General features: G+C 66.5%; 22 protein-coding genes. 14 read left to right on the top strand and 8 right to left on the bottom strand.

The window, feature by feature from the left end; genetic code table 11:
* Positions 1-25 precede the first annotated feature (25 nt).
* From AC3WSN_RS11415 to rpsL, 8 genes are all read right to left on the bottom strand, one after another.
* Positions 26-322, bottom strand: a complete 297-nt coding sequence (locus AC3WSN_RS11415; protein ID WP_020094257.1) for a 50S ribosomal protein L23 — start codon at positions 320-322, stop codon at positions 26-28.
* Positions 319-939, bottom strand: a complete 621-nt coding sequence (rplD, locus tag AC3WSN_RS11410; RefSeq protein WP_160536267.1) for a 50S ribosomal protein L4 — start codon at positions 937-939, stop codon at positions 319-321. The genes AC3WSN_RS11415 and rplD overlap by 4 nt, the downstream gene beginning before the upstream one ends.
* Complete coding sequence (gene rplC / locus AC3WSN_RS11405; RefSeq protein WP_043351246.1) at positions 939-1,664, bottom strand: 50S ribosomal protein L3; 726 nt, start codon at positions 1,662-1,664, stop codon at positions 939-941. Before rplC ends, rplD begins: the two co-directional genes overlap by 1 nt.
* 51 nt (positions 1,665-1,715) lie before the next feature.
* Complete coding sequence (rpsJ, locus tag AC3WSN_RS11400) at positions 1,716-2,024, bottom strand: 30S ribosomal protein S10 (protein WP_043351245.1); 309 nt, start codon at positions 2,022-2,024, stop codon at positions 1,716-1,718.
* An 81-nt stretch (positions 2,025-2,105) separates the two neighbouring features.
* Positions 2,106-3,296 carry an elongation factor Tu gene (gene tuf / locus AC3WSN_RS11395; protein WP_192711805.1) on the bottom strand — a complete coding sequence of 397 codons (1,191 nt, stop codon included), beginning with the start codon at positions 3,294-3,296 and terminating at the stop codon, positions 2,106-2,108.
* A 44-nt stretch (positions 3,297-3,340) separates the two neighbouring features.
* On the bottom strand, positions 3,341-5,416 hold the full coding sequence (gene fusA, locus AC3WSN_RS11390; protein ID WP_492538053.1) for an elongation factor G: 2,076 nt from the start codon (positions 5,414-5,416) through the stop codon (positions 3,341-3,343).
* Between the two features lie 30 nt (positions 5,417-5,446).
* Positions 5,447-5,917, bottom strand: coding sequence for a 30S ribosomal protein S7 (gene rpsG / locus AC3WSN_RS11385; protein WP_007557567.1), 471 nt, complete (start codon positions 5,915-5,917; stop codon positions 5,447-5,449).
* A 110-nt stretch (positions 5,918-6,027) separates the two neighbouring features.
* Positions 6,028-6,399 (bottom strand): 30S ribosomal protein S12, encoded by a 372-nt coding sequence (gene rpsL, locus AC3WSN_RS11380; RefSeq protein WP_007557568.1) that lies wholly within the window; start codon positions 6,397-6,399, stop codon positions 6,028-6,030.
* A gap of 642 nt (positions 6,400-7,041) precedes the next feature.
* On the opposite strand from rpsL, the gene AC3WSN_RS11375 reads away from it, so the two are divergent.
* From AC3WSN_RS11375 to rplO, 14 genes are all read left to right on the top strand, one after another.
* Positions 7,042-8,019 carry an ABC transporter substrate-binding protein gene (locus tag AC3WSN_RS11375; protein ID WP_492538050.1) on the top strand — a complete coding sequence of 326 codons (978 nt, stop codon included), beginning with the start codon at positions 7,042-7,044 and terminating at the stop codon, positions 8,017-8,019.
* A 16-nt stretch (positions 8,020-8,035) separates the two neighbouring features.
* On the top strand, positions 8,036-8,785 hold the full coding sequence (locus tag AC3WSN_RS11370; RefSeq protein ID WP_492538048.1) for an amino acid ABC transporter permease: 750 nt from the start codon (positions 8,036-8,038) through the stop codon (positions 8,783-8,785).
* Entirely contained in the window at positions 8,782-9,471 is a 690-nt protein-coding gene (locus AC3WSN_RS11365) for an amino acid ABC transporter permease (RefSeq protein WP_492538046.1), read from the top strand. Before AC3WSN_RS11370 ends, AC3WSN_RS11365 begins: the two co-directional genes overlap by 4 nt.
* 171 nt (positions 9,472-9,642) lie before the next feature.
* The gene (locus tag AC3WSN_RS11360) at positions 9,643-10,020 is read left to right on the top strand and encodes a hypothetical protein (protein ID WP_492538044.1); all 378 of its coding nucleotides are present in this window, start codon (positions 9,643-9,645) and stop codon (positions 10,018-10,020) included.
* 360 nt (positions 10,021-10,380) lie between these two features.
* Entirely contained in the window at positions 10,381-10,749 is a 369-nt protein-coding gene (rplN, locus tag AC3WSN_RS11355; RefSeq protein ID WP_010686182.1) for a 50S ribosomal protein L14, read from the top strand.
* Positions 10,749-11,063 carry a 50S ribosomal protein L24 gene (gene rplX, locus AC3WSN_RS11350; protein WP_161392856.1) on the top strand — a complete coding sequence of 105 codons (315 nt, stop codon included), beginning with the start codon at positions 10,749-10,751 and terminating at the stop codon, positions 11,061-11,063. Before rplN ends, rplX begins: the two co-directional genes overlap by 1 nt.
* Complete coding sequence (gene rplE / locus AC3WSN_RS11345; protein WP_192711551.1) at positions 11,056-11,622, top strand: 50S ribosomal protein L5; 567 nt, start codon at positions 11,056-11,058, stop codon at positions 11,620-11,622. The genes rplX and rplE overlap by 8 nt, the downstream gene beginning before the upstream one ends.
* A 40-nt stretch (positions 11,623-11,662) precedes the next feature.
* Positions 11,663-11,968, top strand: coding sequence for a 30S ribosomal protein S14 (gene rpsN, locus AC3WSN_RS11340; RefSeq protein WP_010686179.1), 306 nt, complete (start codon positions 11,663-11,665; stop codon positions 11,966-11,968).
* 10 nt (positions 11,969-11,978) lie between these two features.
* Positions 11,979-12,374, top strand: a complete 396-nt coding sequence (gene rpsH, locus AC3WSN_RS11335; RefSeq protein WP_010686178.1) for a 30S ribosomal protein S8 — start codon at positions 11,979-11,981, stop codon at positions 12,372-12,374.
* Between the two features lie 22 nt (positions 12,375-12,396).
* Positions 12,397-12,930 (top strand): 50S ribosomal protein L6, encoded by a 534-nt coding sequence (gene rplF, locus AC3WSN_RS11330; protein WP_192711550.1) that lies wholly within the window; start codon positions 12,397-12,399, stop codon positions 12,928-12,930.
* A gap of 10 nt (positions 12,931-12,940) precedes the next feature.
* Entirely contained in the window at positions 12,941-13,303 is a 363-nt protein-coding gene (rplR, locus tag AC3WSN_RS11325; RefSeq protein ID WP_010686176.1) for a 50S ribosomal protein L18, read from the top strand.
* A 226-nt stretch (positions 13,304-13,529) separates the two neighbouring features.
* The gene (gene rpsE / locus AC3WSN_RS11320; RefSeq protein ID WP_012319173.1) at positions 13,530-14,117 is read left to right on the top strand and encodes a 30S ribosomal protein S5; all 588 of its coding nucleotides are present in this window, start codon (positions 13,530-13,532) and stop codon (positions 14,115-14,117) included.
* A gap of 12 nt (positions 14,118-14,129) precedes the next feature.
* The gene (gene rpmD / locus AC3WSN_RS11315; protein WP_020096280.1) at positions 14,130-14,321 is read left to right on the top strand and encodes a 50S ribosomal protein L30; all 192 of its coding nucleotides are present in this window, start codon (positions 14,130-14,132) and stop codon (positions 14,319-14,321) included.
* 10 nt (positions 14,322-14,331) lie between these two features.
* Positions 14,332-14,835, top strand: a complete 504-nt coding sequence (gene rplO / locus AC3WSN_RS11310) for a 50S ribosomal protein L15 (protein ID WP_492538038.1) — start codon at positions 14,332-14,334, stop codon at positions 14,833-14,835.
* Positions 14,836-14,839 lie beyond the last annotated feature (4 nt).

Genomic DNA, 14,839 nt, shown 5'->3' with positions numbered 1-14,839 from the left:
CGGCTTGGATCCCTAAATCCCGTCCTCAGAGCCCGGTCGTGACGTCGATCGAGTGGCCCTCGGCCAGGGTCACGATCGCCTTCTTCACGTCGGAGCGCTGTCCGCGGAGTCCGCGGAAAATCTTCTTCTTTCCCTTGGTGACAAGGGTGTTCACGGCCGTGACCTTCACGTCGAACAGCTTCTCAACCGCCTCCTTGATCTGAGGCTTGGTCGCCTTGGGGGCGACGCGGAAGACGACCTTGTTCTGCTCGGTCAGGTTCGTCGCCTTCTCGGTGATCACCGGGGAGACGACGATATCGTAGTGGCGCGGATCGGCACTCATTTGAAACGCTCCTCCAGCGCGTCGACGGCAGCCTTCGTCAGGACGAGCGTGTCGCGGCGCAGGATGTCGTAGACGTTGATGCCCTGCACGGGCAGCACGTCGATCTGCGGGATGGCGCGGGCGGCCCGGCCGAAATTCACGTCGACCTCGGCACCGCCGATGATCAGCGCGTTCGAGAGGCCCATCTTGCCGAAGCGCTCGACGAGACCCTTGGTCTTGTGATCCTCGATCTTGATGTCGTCGACGACGATCAGGGTCGAGGCCTTGGCCTTGGCCGACAGGGCGTGACGCAGAGCCAGCGCACGGACCTTCTTGGGCAGGTCGTGGCTGTGGTCGCGCACGACCGGCCCGAAGGCCCGACCACCGCCACGGAACTGCGGCGCCGAGGCCGCGCCGTGGCGGGCGTTACCGGTGCCCTTCTGCTTGTAGGCCTTTTTGCGGGTCCGGTTCACGTCCGAGCGGTTCTGCACGGCGTGAGTGCCGGCGCGACGCTTGGCGAGCTGCCAGCGGACCATGCGCTGCAGCAGGTCGGCGCGGGGCTCCAGGCCGAAGATCTCTTCGTTCAGCTCGACCGAGCCGGCACCGGCGCCGTCGAGGGTTTTGACATCGAGCTTCATCACGCGGTCTCCTCAGCCGCAGCGGCCTCAGGAGCCGGGGCGGACGCGCCGTTCTCACGGAACTTGCCCGGCAGCGGAACGTCGGCGGGGAGCTTGCGCTTCACCGCGTCGCGGATCTGGATCCAGCCGCCGGCGACGCCCGGCACCGCACCCTCGACCAAGATCAGGCCGCGCTCGGGATCGGTGCGCACGACGCGCAGGTTCTGGGTGGTGACCCGCTCGACGCCGAGGTGGCCCGGCATCTTCTTGTTCTTGAAGGTCTTGCCCGGGTCCTGACGGCCGCCGGTCGAACCGATCGAACGGTGCGAGATCGACACGCCGTGGGTAGCGCGCAGGCCGCCGAAGTTCCAGCGCTTGATACCGCCGGCGAAGCCCTTACCGGTCGTGGTGCCGGTGACATCCACGAACTGGCCGGGGATGAAGTGGTCCGCGGTGATCTCGGCGCCGACCGGGATCAGCGCGTCCTCGGACACGCGGAACTCGGCGAGTTTCTTCTTCGGCTCGACCTTTGCGACCGCGAAGCGACCGCGCTCAGCTGCCGAGACGTTCTTGACCTTGGCCTTGCCGACGCCGACCTGCAGCGCGACGTAGCCGTTCTTCTCGACGGTGCGGTGGGCAACCACCTGGCACTGATCGATCTTGAGCACGGTGACGGGGACATGCTCCCCCGCGTCCGTAAAGACGCGGGTCATGCCGACCTTCTGTGCGATGACGCCTGAGCGCATAGGTTCTCTCCCTCGCGCGATGAAACGGGAAGCTCTAAGTCCTCAGCGGACTCAGAGCTTGATCTCCACGTCCACGCCAGCGGCGAGGTCGAGCTTCATCAGCGCGTCCACGGTCTGCGGCGTCGGATCGACGATATCGAGCACGCGCTTGTGCGTGCGCATCTCGAACTGCTCGCGCGACTTCTTGTCGATGTGCGGCGAGCGGTTCACGGTGAACTTCTCGATATGCGTCGGGAGCGGGATCGGACCCCGGATGGTCGCGCCGGTGCGACGAGCCGTGGAGACGATCTCCTTGGTCGACGCATCGAGGATGCGGTGATCGAACGCCTTCAGGCGAATACGGATGTTCTGACCGTTCATGATCCTGGAACCTTGAGAGGGACGGCGGGGTGTGCGGGGCCTGTACCCCGCCGCGCCCTGCTAAGGATGCTTCTCTTGAGCTCAGTCGTTGATGGCGGCGACGACGCCGGCACCGACGGTGCGGCCGCCCTCGCGGATGGCGAAGCGCAGCTTCTCCTCCATGGCCACCGGCACGATCAGCACCACGTCCATGGTCACGTTGTCGCCCGGCATCACCATCTCGGTGCCCTCGGGCAGCGTCACGATCCCGGTCACGTCCGTCGTGCGGAAGTAGAACTGCGGCCGGTAGTTCGTGAAGAACGGCGTGTGACGGCCACCCTCTTCCTTGGTCAGGATGTACGCCTCGGCCTTGAACTTGGCGTGCGGCTTCACCGAACCCGGCTTGCACACGACCTGGCCGCGCTCCACGTCCTCGCGCTTCGTGCCGCGCAGCAGCACGCCGACGTTGTCGCCCGCCTGACCCTGGTCGAGCAGCTTGCGGAACATCTCCACGCCCGTCACCGTCGTGGTCTGCGTGTCGCGGATGCCGACGATCTCAACCGTCTCGCCGACCTTCACGATCCCGCGCTCGACGCGACCCGTCACCACCGTGCCGCGGCCCGAGATCGAGAACACGTCCTCGATCGGCATCAGGAACGGCAGGTCGATCGGACGCTCCGGCTGCGGGATGTAGCTGTCCACGGTCGCCATCAGCGCCAGGACCGCCTCCTTGCCGATCTTCGGCTCCTTGTCCTCCAGCGCCATCAGCGCCGAGCCCTTGGTGATCGGGATGTCGTCACCGGGGAAATCGTACTTCGACAGGAGCTCGCGCACCTCCAGCTCGACCAGCTCCAGAAGCTCCTCGTCGTCGACCATGTCGACCTTGTTGAGGAACACCACCAGCGCCGGAACGCCGACCTGACGCGCCAGCAGGATGTGCTCGCGGGTCTGCGGCATCGGGCCGTCGGCCGCCGACACCACCAGGATCGCGCCGTCCATCTGCGCCGCGCCCGTGATCATGTTCTTCACGTAGTCGGCGTGGCCGGGGCAGTCCACGTGCGCGTAGTGCCGGTTCTGCGTCTCGTACTCCACGTGCGCCGTCGAGATCGTGATCCCGCGCGCCTTCTCCTCCGGTGCCTTGTCGATCTGGTCGTAGGCCGTGAACGTCGCGCCGCCCGACTCCGCCAGAACCTTCGTGATCGCCGCCGTCAGCGACGTCTTGCCGTGGTCAACGTGGCCAATCGTGCCAATGTTGCAGTGCGGCTTGGTGCGGGAGAACTTTTCCTTGCCCATCAGAGCCTCCTAAATTCGAATTCGCGTTGCGGAAGAAGAGATACTTAGGCGTACTTGGCGATGACCTTGTCGGCCTCGCCGCGCGGCACCTCTTCGTAGTGGTCGAACTGCATCGTGAAGTTGGCGCGGCCCTGCGAGAAGGAGCGCAGCTGGTTCACGTAACCGAACATGTTGGCCAGCGGCACCATCGCGTTGATGACGTTGGCGTTGCCGCGCATGTCCTGACCCTGGATCTGGCCACGGCGGGAATTCAGGTCGCCGATGACCGAGCCGGTGTACTCTTCCGGCGAGACGACCTCGACCTTCATCACCGGCTCGAGCAGGACCGAGCCGCCCTTCTGGAGGGCCTCGCGGAAGGCGGCGCGGGAGGCGATCTCGAAGGCCAGCGCCGACGAATCGACATCGTGGTAGGCCCCGTCGACCAGCTCGACCTTCACGTCGACCACCGGGAAGCCGGCGAGCACGCCCGCGCCGAGGACGGAGTTCAGGCCCTTCTCGACGCCCGGGATGTACTCCTTCGGCACCGCACCGCCGACGATCTTCGACTCGAACGAGAAGCCGGCACCCGGCTCGTTCGGCTCGACGACGAACTTCACGCGAGCGAACTGGCCGGTACCACCGGTCTGCTTCTTGTGCGTGTAGTCGATCTCCTGACGACGGGTCAGCTTCTCGCGGTACGCCACCTGCGGCTGGCCGATATTGGCGTCGACCTTGTAGGTGCGGCGCAGGATGTCGACCTTGATGTCCAGGTGGAGCTCGCCCATCCCCTTGAGGATGGTCTGCCCCGATTCCTGGTCGGTGGAGACGCGGAAGGACGGGTCCTCGGCGGCGAGCTTCGAGAGCGCGATGCCGAGCTTCTCCTGGTCGGCCTTCGACTTCGGCTCGACGGCGATCTCGATCACCGGCTCCGGGAACTCCATCTTCTCGAGGATGACGGCCTTCTGCGAGTCGCAGAGGGTGTCGCCGGTGCGGGTGTCCTTGAGGCCGGCCAGGGCGACGATGTCGCCGGCATAGGCTTCCTTGATGTCCTCGCGGTTGTTGGCGTGCATCAGCAGCATGCGGCCGACGCGCTCCTTCTTGTCGCGCGAGGAGTTGAGCACGTTGGCGCCCGACTCAACCTTGCCCGAGTACACGCGGCAGAAGGTGATCGTGCCGACGTGGGGATCGTCCATGATCTTGAAGGCGAGCATGGAGAAGGGATCCGAATCCGTCGGGTGCCGGACGGTCTCTTCCTCGGTCTTGAAATCGATGCCCTTGATCTCGCCGCGATCGGCCGGGGAGGGCAGGTAGTCCACGACGGCGTCGAGGAGCGGCTGCACGCCCTTGTTCTTGAACGCCGAGCCGCAGAGCACCGGGTGGAAGGCGCGCAGCTGCACGGCCTTGCGCACCAGGAGGCGCATCTGGGCCTCGTCCGGCTCGGTACCGTCGAGGTAGGCGGCCATGGCGTCGTCGTCGAGCTCGACGCAGGCCTCAACCAGCTTGGTGCGGTACTCGACCGCCTGATCCTTCAGGTCAGCCGGAATCTCGACCTCGTCGAAGTTGGCGCCGAGCGCCTCGCCCGACCAGACGATCGCCTTCATCTTGATGAGGTCGATGACGCCCTGGAAGTTGGACTCGGCCCCGATCGGCAGCTGCAGGCACACGGGCTTGCCGGCGACGCGATCGATGATGTCGGCCACGCACTTGAAGAAGTCGGCGCCGATCTTGTCCATCTTGTTGACGAACACGACGCGCGGCACGTCGTACTTGTCGGCCTGGCGCCACACGGTCTCGGTCTGCGGCTCGACGCCCTGGTTGCCGTCCAGCACGCATACGGCGCCGTCGAGCACGCGGAGCGAGCGCTCCACCTCGATGGTGAAGTCGACGTGGCCGGGGGTGTCGATGATGTTCAGGCGCTTGTCGCGCCAGAAGCAGGTGGTGGCAGCCGAGGTGATCGTGATGCCACGCTCCTGCTCCTGCTCCATCCAGTCCATGGTGGCGGCGCCCTCATGGACCTCGCCGATCTTGTGGGACTTTCCGGTGTAGTAGAGGATCCGCTCGGTCGTCGTGGTCTTGCCGGCATCGATGTGGGCCATGATGCCGAAGTTGCGGTAGTCCTCGATCGCGTGCGTGCGGGGCATCGAATTGCTCCTGAGAGACGGCGGAACCGCTTACCAGCGGTAGTGCGAGAAGGCGCGGTTGGCTTCCGCCATCCGATGCGTGTCTTCCCGCTTCTTCACGGCGTTGCCGCGGTTGTTGGCGGCGTCGAGCAGCTCGGCGGAGAGGCGCTCAATCATGGTGCGGTCGTTGCGCGAGCGGGCCGCCTGGATCAGCCAGCGGATGGCCAGCGCCTGGCGACGCTCGGTGCGAACCTCGACCGGGACCTGGTAGGTCGCGCCGCCGACGCGGCGGGAGCGGACCTCGATCATCGGGGCAACGTTGTCGAGGGCGGCGCGGAACACCTCGATCGGGTTGGCGCGGGCGCGGTTCTCGACGATGTCGAAGGCGCCGTAGACGATCCGCTCGGCGGTCGACTTCTTGCCCTCGTACATGATCGAATTCATAAACTTCGTCAGCACCACGTCCCCGTACTTCGGGTCGGGGATGATCTCGCGCTTCTCGGCTGAGTGACGACGGGACATTGGGTTCTGCTCTCGAACAATATGGTCTTAAGCGCCCCGCGCAGGCCGCCTGAGCCCTGAGGCCGGCGACATCCTTACGAGGCCGTGGAAATATCCGACCGAAGCGAAACTTACTTCGGACGCTTGGCGCCGTACTTCGACCGGCGCTGCTTGCGGTTCTTCACACCCTGCGTGTCGAGCACGCCGCGCAGGATGTGGTAGCGCACGCCCGGAAGGTCCTTCACGCGGCCGCCGCGGATCATGACCACGGAGTGCTCCTGAAGGTTGTGGCCCTCACCCGGGATGTAGCCGATCACCTCGAAGCCGTTGGTCAGACGGACCTTGGCCACCTTACGAAGCGCCGAGTTCGGCTTCTTCGGGGTCGTCGTATAAACGCGGGTGCAGACGCCGCGCTTCTGCGGGCAAGCGTCAAGCGCCGGAACCTTGTTGCGGCTCCGCTGGATCTTCCGCGGCTGGGCGATCAGCTGGTTGATCGTCGGCATCCTGTGCCCTCTTCCTCGGTCACCTAGTTCGGACCGCGAAGAGCAGTCCGCAAAGCGAATATGCGCCGGAGGGCCAGTCACGGACCCTCGGCGCGGTGTGGGCAGAGGAGCACGTTCGACAGCGAACGCGCTCGTACCTACGGATCTGACTTAGAGCGTCAGGCGATTTGAACCCTCGGAGCGCGCGGGGCGATGGCGGCGGCGTCCGGGGGTATGCCCAAGGGCCGTCGGCAGCCGATGGCCGTCCGAAGTGGCGCGCTTCTAGACGCGGTTGCCCCTCAGGTCAATGCGTTCGCGGCAGAAAACTGCGCCGCGCCGGAGGTTAAGGATCGGTCAAGGCGCGGTTTCGTTCGGACGGGATCCCAGGGGCTCTGGGCGAGGCCGGCACACCTAACGACACGGCATGCGTCGGACAAGGCTTCTCGGGGCGGTTCGACGCGCGGCGCTCCCAGCGGTCACCATCGGCCGCGGGGATCATCGTCCGGCACGCGGAGGCTTCGGGATCGTCGAAATCGGGCTCGCGATCGCCGGAAAAGTTTTTCTCAGTGCCGCTCAGATTTTCTGCAGCAACATGCTCGCTATGACCGCACGAATGAAATTCTTGCCTGTTGCTTCGGAACGGGAACTCAGATGATAATACAGATGATCGGCGATGCGCCATGCAAACTGAATGCTCTAAGCTTCAGATCAGCACGCGCGCCGAGAGAACGGCCGATCGAGGATTATATAGGGTACTTTGATCTCATCATCTCTGGCCGCGGTAAACGTGATGGCCGCGGATACGGTCGGCTGCGGATCGCTCTGATGGAGACACCTGTGCGTCGCCTCTTCGCCTTTGCCCTTGCAACGCTTCTGTCGGTGAGCGCCGCCCAGGCCGACCGGCTAGACGAGATCAGACAGGCCGGAATCCTCCGGGTCGCCGCCTTCGACAGCAATCCGCCATTTGGGTTCGTCGATCCCGCGACCAAGCAGATCGCCGGGCTCGACGTCGACTACGGGCGCGCACTCGCCGACAAGCTGGGCGTGAAGCTCGAGGTCAGGCCGACGAATCCGGCGAATCGCATCCCGCTGCTGACCTCCGGCAAGGTCGATCTGGTGCTGGCAAACTTCACCATCACGGAGGAGCGAGCCAAGCAGCTCGACTTCAGCATTCCATACTTCGCGTCCGGGCAGCAGTTCCTGGCCAAGAAAGGAACCCTGTCGTCGCCCGAGCAGCTGAATGGCCTGCGCTTCGGCGCCGACAAGGGAACCACCAACGAGATCGTTCTACGCCGAGACTTCCCGGAGGCCACGGTCGTCGCCTTCGACGATACGCCGTTCGCATTTACGGCCCTGCGCAACGGCAACGTCCAAGCCATCACGCAGGATGGACCGAAGCTCGTCGGCCTGTTGGCGAAGGTGCCGGATCGCGAGAACTACGAGATCCCCGCCTTCACGATCTCCAATGACTATATCGGCGTCGGCATCCCCAAAGGTGAGACCCGGCTGCGGGAGTTCGTGAACGAGACCCTGCGGGACCTGGAGACGAGCGGCAAGGCGGCGGCGATCTATGACCGGTGGTTCGGGCCGAACACCGAGCAGCCGCTGCCGCGCCTGTTCCGGATCGGGGACCACAGCTGATGGAACGGCGGTGGAGGTGACCCAGCGCTTCGCTAGACTGTTCGGCGACCTTCTGGCGCCGCGCTATCTCGTGTGGCTGCTGCAGGGCTTCGGGGTCACCTTGGCCCTGTCGGCCGCCGTGTGCGTAGCCGGCACGGTCCTGGGCCTCTCGGCGTGCTGCTTGCGGGAAGCGGGCAGCGCGTCGGCACGGCGGGTCGTGTCCGCCGGCATCGGCCTCATCCGCAACACGCCGCTGCTCGTTCAGCTCTTCGTCTGGTACTTCGCGGTCGCCGCTCTCCTGTCGATCAGGCTGACCGTCTGGCTGAACACGCCGCACCGCCTGGAGCTGGGCGTCGGCGCACTGCACTGGCCCGCCTACGAGACGGTGGCCGGGTTCTGCGGGCTGACGCTCTACGCGGCCGCCTACATCGCCGAAGAGGGCCGCGCCGGCATCAACGGCGTCCGTCCCGGTCAGCGGGAGGCGGCCCTTGCCCTCGGCTTCACGCCGGTCCAGGCGTTCCGCCAGGTCGTGCTGCCGCAGGCCCTGCGCATCGCGTGGCTGCCGATCGTCGGCCAGTACCTCAATACGATCAAGAACACGTCGCTGACCATGACGATCGGCCTCGCCGAACTGTCCTACGCGTCCCGGCAAGTCGAGACCGAGACGTTCAAGACGTTCCAGGCCTTCGGCCTCGCGACGCTGCTCTATGTCGGCGCCGTCGCCGCGGTGGAAGCGGCGGGGCAGGTTCTGGCCCGACGCCATCGACCGGCGGGACGGCGCCGGTGAACCTCGCGATCATCGGCGACAATCTCGGCTACCTGCTGCTCGGCGCGTGGCCCGACGGGCCGGTCGGCGGACTGGCGCTGACGCTGATTCTCTCTGGCCTGTCCGGTCTCGCCTCGGCTGCGCTCGGACTCGTCCTGGGGATCGGCCTCGCGATGAGCACGGGGACGACCCCAGGCGCGCTCACCCTGGGCCTCGGGTTCTTCCGCGCCGTGCCGATCGTGATGCTGATCTTCTGGAGCTACTTCCTTCTGCCGATCCTGTTCGGTGTCTCGGTTCCCGAGATGGGCACCGTTGTCGCGGCGCTGTCGCTGGTCGGCGGCGCCTACCTGTCCTACGGGGTTGCGGCGGGCATCGAGAGCATCGGCCGCGGCCAGTGGGAGGCAGGCCTGGCGCTCGGCTTCGGCCGCTGGCGGATCCTGCGCTTCATCGTGCTGCCGCAGGCGCTACGCGCCATGGCGCCGTCCTTCGTCAATCAATGGACCGCGCTCATCAAGGACACGTCGCTCGCCTACGTGATCGGCGTGCCCGAGCTGTCCTTCGTGGCCGCGCAGGTGAACAATCGCGCCATGGTCTACCCGGCCGAGATCTTCCTCTTCGTCGGGGCCGTCTACGCCGGCCTGTGCGCCTCCCTCGACGCGTTGGCGTCCCGGCTGGCGCGAGGATCGCGTTCCGTCACGAAAGCCTGACCGGCTAGCAACGCGACTCGGCACATCCTGCCGAGCTGGCGCGAAGCGGCGTGCCGGATCGGGGCAGGGGGGCGCCGTCACGGTCTACGGAAGATTAAAGCGAACCGTCGAAACGTCGCGATCATCGGGTGGCCGGCAGGTCGCCATGGGTTCGGGTCGAGGATGTTGCGTATGGGTTGCGTCGCGGTCAGCAACGTCGTGCCGTTCCGACGGGCGGTTCCCGTCCAGGCGCCCGGCGAGCGCGAGGCGCGCAATCGCCGTCGCAGCGAGCAGCGTTCGCTCCTCGACGCGGTCTACGCCACCGGCAGCCTGATCGTCGCGGCGGAGGACCGCACGATGAAGCTGACGGCTTCGCGCCTGCAGGTCTACGGCTTCCTGGCCATCGAGGAGCTGGCCGACGACGGCACCGTGCGCCGGCTCCGCCCGTCCGAGGCGATTCGGGCCCGCGCGGAGCGGCCCTGGCGCCTGTCGAAGCCCGCCTGCGGCGGCGCCGTCACCATCCCGAGCCTCGACGGCTTCCTGTTCGAATCTGCCGGCCAGCCGGCCTGATTCCAGCCTCTTCGTGCGGCTTGCGACCGGCGTGCCGAAAGGCGCGCCGGTCGTTCTGCGTCAAAGCAGTCGTCCGTTCCGTCCCAGATCGGATCTCGAGCGCCCTCGTTGCGCACCTGCCGCGCCGAGAAATCCCGCCGCTCGGCTTGCCATTGCCGGCGGTCCGTAGTATCCGCCCGGCCTTCGCGACATTCCCGATGGGTGCTCGCACCCTGTGAACGCGGTGACCGCGCCGGTGTCCCAAGACACCGCCAGCGCGGTCGAACACATGAGCCGGGGACATCAGGTCCCCATCAGGCGTCGTCCGCCGGGCAATACCGCCCGTGTGCGGAAACCCGCCTGAAACAAGGAGTCACGCACGTGATCCAGATGCAGACGAATCTGGACGTCGCCGACAACTCGGGTGCACGCCGTGTGATGTGCATCAAGGTTCTCGGCGGGTCGAAGCGCAAGTATGCCGGCGTGGGCGACGTCATCGTCGTCTCCGTCAAGGAGGCGATCCCGCGCGGTCGCGTCAAGAAGGGCGACGTCATGAAGGCGGTCGTCGTCCGCACCGCCAAGGACGTGAAGCGCGCCGACGGTTCGGTCATCCGCTTCGACAAGAACGCGGCCGTTCTGATCAACAATCAGAAGGAGCCGATCGGCACCCGCATCTTCGGACCGGTGCCGCGCGAGCTGCGCGCCCGCAACCACATGAAGATCATCTCCCTGGCTCCGGAGGTGCTGTAATGGCTGCCAAGATCAAGAAGGGCGACACGGTCGTCGTGCTCACCGGCCGCGACTCGGGTCGCTCCGGCGAGGTCATCCAGGTTCTGCCGAAGGAAGGCCGAGCCTTCGTGCGCGGCATCAACCTGGTCAAGAAGCACCAGAAGCAGACCCAGAACCAGGAAGGCGGCATCATCTCCAAGGAGGCCGCCATCCAGCTCTCGAACATCGCGGTCGCCGACGCCAACGGCAAGCCGACCCGCGTGGGTTTCCGCATCCTCGAAGACGGGCGCAAGGTCCGGTTCGCCAAGACCACGGGGGATCAGATCGATGGCTGAGGCCGACAAGAACGCCTACACCCCTCGTCTGCGCAAGCATTACGAGGAAGTGGTTCGCCAGAAGCTGATCGAAGAGTTCGGCTACAAGAACCCCATGGAAGTGCCGCAGATCACCAAGATCGTGATCAACATGGGCGTCGGCGAGTCCACCGCGGACTCGAAGAAGGCCTCCGTGGCTGCGGGGGACCTCGCGCTCATCGCCGGCCAGAAGCCGGTCATCACCAAGGCCCGCAAGGCCATCGCGACCTTCAAGGTCCGCGAGGGCATGCCGATCGGCTGCAAGGTGACTCTGCGCAAGCAGCGCATGTACGAGTTCATGGACCGGCTGATCACCATCGCGCTGCCGCGCGTGCGTGACTTCCGCGGCCTGAACCCGCGCTCGTTCGACGGCCGCGGCAACTACGCGCTGGGTCTCAAGGAGCACCTCGTGTTCCCGGAGATCTCCTACGACAAGGCCGAGCAGACCTGGGGCATGGACATCGTCGTGGCGACCACCGCCAAGACCGATGCCGAGGCCAAGGCCCTCCTCGCCGCCTTCAAGTTCCCGTTCCGGCAGTGAAGCTTTCGGGCTTCAGACGCGGACACCGGAGATAGACCACATGTCGAAGAAAAGCTCAGTCGAGAAGAACGAGGCCCGCAAGGCGCTGGTGAAGCGCTTCGCGGCCAAGCGGAAGGCGCTCCTCGAGATCGCCAACAACGACGCCCTCGAGATGGAGGAGCGCTTCGAGGCGCGCCTCAAGCTCGCGGAACTGCCGCGCAACTCGTCGGCCACCCGCATCCGCAATCGCTGCGGCATGACCGGCCGTCCGCGCGCCTACTACCGCAAGATGGGCATCTCGCGCGTGGCGCTGCGCGAGCTTGGCAACCGGGGCCTGATCCCCGGCCTGGTCAAGTCGAGCTGGTAAGGAGGTCCCCATGGTTAACGATCCCGTGGGCGACATGCTCACCCGCATCCGCAACGGCCAGCTGCGCCGTCGCAACGTCGTCCAGACGCCCGGCTCGCGCCTGCGCGCCAGCGTCCTCGACGTGCTGAAGTCTGAGGGCTACATCCGCGATTACGCGGCGACCGACCTCGGCAACGGCCGCACCGAGTTCGCTATCGAGCTCAAGTACTATGACGGGCGCCCGGTGATCCGCGAGATCAAGCGCGTCTCGAAGCCGGGCCGCCGAGTCTACTCGTCGGTCGGCGAGCTGCCGCACGTGGCCGACGGCCTCGGCGTCACCATCGTCTCCACCCCGCAGGGCGTCATGGCCGACCACGAGGCGCGCGAGCGCAACGTCGGCGGTGAAGTGCTCTGCACCGTGTTCTGATCGGGACGGAGGAGGTTATCCCATGTCTCGCGTAGGCAAGAAGCCGGTCCCCGTACCGGCGGGCGTTACCGCCACCGTCACGGGTCAGACCGTGAAGATGAAGGGTTCGAAGGGCGAACTGTCGTTCGTCGTTCCCGCCCTCGTCAACGTGGCCCTGAAGGACGGCGCGATCTCGGTCGAGCCGATCAACCAGTCCAAGCCGGCGCGCTCCCTCTGGGGCACGTCGCGGGCGCAGATCGCCAACATCGTCGAAGGCGTGTCGAAGGGCTTCGAGAAGAAGCTTGAGATCACGGGCGTCGGCTATCGTGCGGCGATGGCCGGCAAGGCCCTCAAGCTGTCGCTCGGCTACAGCCACGACATCGAGTACGAGATCCCCGCCGGGATCACGATCGCAACCCCGAAGCCCACCGAGATCACGATCTCCGGGATCAACCGCCAGCAGGTCGGTCAGGTCGCCGCCGAGATCCGCGATTACCGCGGACCCGAGCCCTACAAGGGCAAGGGCGTGCGGTATGCGGGCGAGTTCATCTTCCGCAAGGAAGGCAAGAAGAAGTAAGGAGGGCATCATGTCTCGCAAGCTCGAAGCCCTCGATCGCCGCAAGGCGCGCGTCCGTCGCGCGCTGCGGGCGGCCGCCAACGGCCGTCCGCGGCTCTCGGTGTTCCGCTCGTCGAAGCAGATCTACGTGCAGGTCATCGACGACGTCGCCGGCAAGACGCTGGCCGCGGCCTCGTCGATCGACAAGGCGCTCAAGGGCGAACTGAAGACCGGCGCCGACGTCGCCGCCGCCAAGGCGGTGGGCAAGCTCGTCGCCGAGCGCGCCAAGGCCGCGGGCGTCACGAAGGTCATCTTCGACCGCTCCGGCTACATCTATCACGGCCGCGTCGCCGCCGTGGCGGAGGCCGCCCGCGAGGGTGGCCTGGAATTCTGATCGGGTTTCACCGAACCCCGTCATTCCGGGGCACCGCAGGCGAGCCCGGAAACCAGACCCTCGGCGCGGCAGGATCTGCACCGCCGACGGCTCTGGATCTTGGGCTCCGCTGCAGGGACCCGGGATGACGACAGAAACGGCGGAGGAAAGCGGTGCGCCGCTTTCCGCAGACAAAATCGAGCGAGCAGGCCCGCCGCCTGCGCCAGTGAGATGAACAGGTAGAAACATGGCACGTGAACGTGAAGGCGGGGGCCGCGGCCGCCGCGAGGATCGCGAGGAGCGCGACAGCGAGTTCGTGGACAAGCTCGTCCACATCAACCGCGTCGCGAAGGTGGTGAAGGGTGGCCGTCGCTTCGGCTTCGCTGCCCTCGTCGTCGTCGGCGACCAGAAGGGCCGCGTCGGCTTCGGCCACGGCAAGGCCCGTGAGGTGCCGGAAGCGATCCGCAAGGCGACCGAGGCTGCGAAGCGCGGCCTGATCCGTGTGTCGCTCCGTGAGGGCCGGACCCTGCACCACGACGTCAACGGTCGTCATGGCGCCGGCAAGGTGATCCTCCGCGCGGCCCCGCAGGGTACAGGCATCATCGCCGGCGGCCCGATGCGCGCCGTGTTCGAGACGCTCGGCATGCAGGACGTCGTCGCCAAGTCGCTGGGTTCCTCGAACCCCTACAACCTCGTGCGCGCCACTTTCGAGGCGCTCAAGAACGAGGACAGCCCGCGCTCCGTGGCGGCCCGCCGCGGCATCAAGGTGTCGACGCTCCAGTCGCGTCGCCGCGATGCCGACCCGGCCGACCAGTCCGAAGCCGCAGTCGCGTAAGGGGAGGGTCCGATGGCACAGAAGACCGTCCGCATCGAGCAGATCGGCTCGCCGATCCGCCGCGAGGCCAGCCAGCGCCAGACGCTGATCGGCCTCAAGCTCAACAAGCTCCACCGCGTGTCCGAGCTGGAGGATACCCCCTCCGTGCGCGGCATGATCCGCAAGGTTGCGCACCTCGTGCGCGTCCACGGCGACGTGGCGTGAGGAGGTCCCGATGAAGCTCAACCAGATCAGCGACAATCCCGGCGCCACCAAGGACCGGATGCGCGTTGGCCGGGGCATCGGCTCCGGCAAGGGCAAGACCGCAGGCCGCGGCGTAAAGGGTCAGAAGGCCCGGACCGGCGTTGCCATCAAGGGCTTCGAGGGCGGTCAGATGCCGCTGCATCGTCGCCTGCCGAAGCGCGGCTTCAACAACCTCTACGCTCAGGATCTGAACGAGGTGAACCTCGGCCGGATCCAGGAGGCGGTCGACGCCGGCAAGCTCGACAAGGCCGCCACCGTGACAGTGGCGAGCCTGGTCGCCGCCGGCATCATCGCCCGTCCTCGCGACGGCGTGAAGCTGCTCGGCGTCGGCGAGCTCACCGCGAAGCTCAGCTTCGAGGTCACCCGCGCCTCCAAGTCCGCCGTCGAGGCGGTCGAGAAGGCCGGCGGCTCGGTCAGCACCGTCTACGCCCAGGGTGCCTCCACCCGCGGCGGCAGCGAGGCGGCCACGGCCTGACGGG

This window comes from Methylobacterium sp. FW102-HT35C08, assembly GCF_058790235.1.
Note: the sequence above shows the minus strand (reverse complement) of the source record. Positions and strands in the feature narration are given on the sequence as shown.